This is a genomic window from Sinorhizobium fredii USDA 205, from assembly GCF_001461695.1.
GTDB classification, from domain to species: domain Bacteria; phylum Pseudomonadota; class Alphaproteobacteria; order Rhizobiales; family Rhizobiaceae; genus Sinorhizobium; species Sinorhizobium fredii.
Genome location: NZ_AUTC01000061.1, coordinates 1 through 2,573 on the forward strand (window position 1 = coordinate 1; position 2,573 = coordinate 2,573).

Annotated in this window: 4 protein-coding genes; 1 reads left to right on the top strand and 3 read right to left on the bottom strand. The window is 60.4% G+C overall.

Annotated elements, in window-relative coordinates:
- Positions 1-705 (top strand): LysR family transcriptional regulator (locus tag N181_RS07975; RefSeq protein ID WP_060563322.1); only part of this gene is annotated, 705 nt, incomplete at its 5' end.
- On the opposite strand, the gene N181_RS07980 is transcribed toward N181_RS07975, so the two are convergent.
- From N181_RS07980 to N181_RS07990, 3 genes are all read right to left on the bottom strand, one after another.
- On the bottom strand, positions 702-1,502 hold the full coding sequence (locus tag N181_RS07980) for a two-component system sensor histidine kinase NtrB (protein WP_037396689.1): 801 nt from the start codon (positions 1,500-1,502) through the stop codon (positions 702-704). The two genes, N181_RS07975 and N181_RS07980, sit on opposite strands and share 4 nt — an antisense overlap.
- 108 nt (positions 1,503-1,610) lie before the next feature.
- Complete coding sequence (locus tag N181_RS07985; RefSeq protein WP_060563324.1) at positions 1,611-2,138, bottom strand: plastocyanin/azurin family copper-binding protein; 528 nt, start codon at positions 2,136-2,138, stop codon at positions 1,611-1,613.
- Positions 2,135-2,548 (bottom strand): DUF5602 domain-containing protein, encoded by a 414-nt coding sequence (locus N181_RS07990; protein ID WP_037436930.1) that lies wholly within the window; start codon positions 2,546-2,548, stop codon positions 2,135-2,137. Before N181_RS07990 ends, N181_RS07985 begins: the two co-directional genes overlap by 4 nt.
- Between the last annotated feature and the right edge of the window lie 25 nt (positions 2,549-2,573).

The following is a 2,573-nucleotide window of genomic DNA, read 5'->3' on the forward strand; positions in this document are numbered from 1 at the left end:
CGGAACAAAGGCGGCGCGTCTCTCACGCCGGCGGGCGAGCAGTTCCTGCGCCACGCGCCAACCTTCGTCCAGTTATGGCAGCGCACTCGTCAACAGGTCAAAGTGCCGGCAGGGCGCCGAGCGGTGCTGACGGTCGGCAGCGAAGTCACTCTTGCGCAACCACTGCTGCTGAGCTGGGTGGGATGGATTCGCCGATTTCTTCCCGATATCGCACTTCGAGTCCATGTCGACGTGCCCCAGGATCTGATCAATCAGGTCGCCTCGGGAATGGTCGATGTGGCGATCATGTATGCTCCCCAGCATCGACCCGGCCTTCGAATCGACCTGCTGATGGAAGAAAAGCTCGTGCTTGTGACAACCGATCCGGAAGCGAAGCACCTTGAGGAGGCGAGCTACGTCTACATGGATTGGGGGCCGGATTTCGGGCGGCAACATGACATGAATTTCCCGGATGTCGCACCGGACCTCTCTTTCGATCTCGGTCCCCTGGCTCTCAGCTATGTCCTTGCGAGCGGCGGCTCGGGTTATTTCAGGACGAGCGCGGTAGCGCCGCATTTAGCTGCGCGTGAGCTCTACCTCGTACCCGACATGCCGCAATACTCCTATCCCGTTTACTCGGTGAGGTCTGCAAATGCCGATGAGAGTGTCGTGGGACCGGCCCTTGCGGGTTTGCGCGCGATCTCCGAAGGCAACATCGAGGCCTAAGTGGCCGCCTCGGGCAATGGAAACAGCAGATCGACTGTGGTTCCGGTGCCTCGTTCACTGGCAATGCTCAGATGGCCGCCGACCATCTGCATGAAAGTGCGCACCTGCGCCAACCCCATTCCGGTGCCGTTCTCGCCCTTGGTCGTGAAGAACGGGTCCAGCACCTTTTGCAGAACTTCCTGTGACATCCCGCAGCCCTTGTCCTTGACGCGAAGCCGGGCGTAGGTTCCCGGCGCTGGCCCGCCTGGCGCACAATTCGTCGCGACGAGCCGCTCCGTTCCGATCCAAATCTCACCGCCGCCTCGCAAGGCATCGCGAGCGTTAAGGACAATATTGAGGACGGCGGCGTCGAACAACGCCGGACCGATCAGGCAGCTTGGAATGTCGGAACCAAGTTCGAGCCTGACGCGAACGCCAGGTCCCGCGCCATACCGTAGGAATGGCGCGGAAAAGCTGACGAGTTCATTCAGGTCGCGCACTTGCAGGTTGGGTTCTCTATCGTCTGCAAAAGCGAGCAACTGCGATATCAGTTCAACGCCCCGAGCGACGCCTTCCCGCGCCGCCGCGATAAAGGCGCGCACGCTCTCCGGCTGGTCGGCTTTTCTTTCGGCGAGCCTCAGGCCCGATTCGACAATCGCCAGAATGTTCCTGAGATCATGGGCAATACCGCCGGTCATCTCCCCCAAAGAGGCAAGCCGCCGGATTGCGCGTTGGCGCTGTTCGGCTGTCTGTGCGCCGCCGCTGCTCTCCGCCTGCCGTTGCAGCAATCGTTCTGCCCGAAAAGCCATGTCTGTCATGATAGCCCCCCATGGTTTCCGAGGCCGTTTGGAAACTACGGTCCCCGCGCCATCGCCTTCATCTATTCGTTCGTCGGCTGGACAGCGCCGAAACGCTCGGTGCGCTACCTAAACTCGGCGGACTGTCCGCTTTGCCATGATTTCTTCGACCTTCGGAAACGCTTTGAGGGCCTCGTCCGGTAGGCCGCTGCTTGCAGCGACCGCCTCCATCCAGCGGCCATGCGCTTCTGGTTCGCCGACTATGATGCGGCCGACCATTCCAGCCTGCTCGTGGGGAACGCAATAATAGTCATAAACCCCTTGATCGGTGAAGGTTACCGAAAAGCTCTCGTCGGGCAGGAGATAGTCTGAATCCCAGGATTTTGCCGATTCAGGAATGCGCAGCGGTTTCCCGAAGTTTGCTGGATGATAGGCGGTCGTCGTATGCGAATTGCCGGGATTGAAGTTGGTCCAGCGGACCATCTGACCCGGCTTGATCAGAACACCGATTGGGTCGAACCAGACATGCGAGCCATCGGCGCGCCCCTGCATCCTAATCTCCACTACCTCTTCGGCCCACACGTCCCGCCGAGACAGTGAAAGGGCGACGACGAGCCCGCCCCCTAGACCCAGCACTTCACGCCGCGCGACCTTCATTTGGCGACGCTCGCTTCGCCGGCCGCCGCAACATGCCACAGGACCACATGGACATGCGGCTCTTCCACGCCTGGATGGCCGGCATTGTAATAGACGTCGACATGGTCGACGTTGCCGCCCGGCGCGGCGAGGTTATCGAATGACTTATCCGGATTGAGATCCTTGGTCGGCAGCATATAGATCGTGCTGACAAGCTTGCCGTCATGATCATATGCGAGGAACGGACCGGCCGGCAAAGTCGCCGGATCGACGAAGAGCTGGCCCATGCCGGGGAGGAAATCGGGCAACTTCACCAGCTTGCTGATCTGCTGATAAGGGGTGGCCGGCGGCGCTTTTGCGACTTCATCCGCCGCCATAGCACAGAGCGAGCTAGCCAGTGTCAGGACAGGTACGAGGAAGAGGTTTTTCATCGGGGGAGATCCTTTTTTTGTTCGA

Excerpts from the sequence above, each read along its gene's own strand:
- N181_RS07980 (WP_037396689.1), bottom strand. The coding sequence starts at position 1,502 with ATGACAGACATGGCTTTTCGGGCAGAACGATTGCTGCAACGGCAGGCG.
- N181_RS07985 (WP_060563324.1), bottom strand. The coding sequence starts at position 2,138 with ATGAAGGTCGCGCGGCGTGAAGTGCTGGGTCTAGGGGGCGGGCTCGTC.
- N181_RS07990 (WP_037436930.1), bottom strand. The coding sequence starts at position 2,548 with ATGAAAAACCTCTTCCTCGTACCTGTCCTGACACTGGCTAGCTCGCTC.